This window comes from Gilvimarinus sp. 1_MG-2023 (assembly GCF_030548285.1).
Map to the genome: position 1 here is coordinate 1 of NZ_JAUOSC010000107.1, position 490 is coordinate 490.

1 protein-coding gene is annotated in these 490 nt (G+C 56.3%); it reads left to right on the top strand.

The genetic code is table 11. The features are described 5' to 3' along the window. Positions 1-490, top strand: a 490-nt coding sequence (locus Q4563_RS15915) for a DNA gyrase C-terminal beta-propeller domain-containing protein (RefSeq protein ID WP_303605162.1), incomplete at both ends; no start/stop codon positions are given.

The window sequence follows — 490 nt, forward strand, 5'->3', positions numbered from 1 at the left end:
GGCGACGTTTGAGCATATGCTCATGGGGCAAGACAGCAGCGAATACTTGCTCTGTAGTGACGCCGGTTATGGTTTTATTACCCGCTTCGCGGATATGCAAAGCAAAAACAAGGCGGGCAAGGCGCTGATCACTTTGCCCGCCAATGCCCGGGTATTGGCACCAAGTGTATTGCCTGCCGGCGATGAGGTCTGGATTGCCGTGGTGACCAACGAAGGCCGTATGCTGGTATTCCCGGCTGCCGACCTGCCTCGCTTGAGCAAGGGCAAAGGCAACCGGATGATTAATATCAGCGCTGCCAGTGCGGCCGAAGGTGTGGAGCTGATGGTCTCGGTTCAGGCATTGCAAACAACCGATACCTTGCTGGTTTACTCCGGCAAGCGTCATCTGAAAATGAAATTCAGCGACCTGGAGCATTATTTCGGTGAGCGGGGACGGCGAGGCAACAAGCTGCCGCGCGGCTTCCAGAACGTTGACCGACTGGAGCTGCTG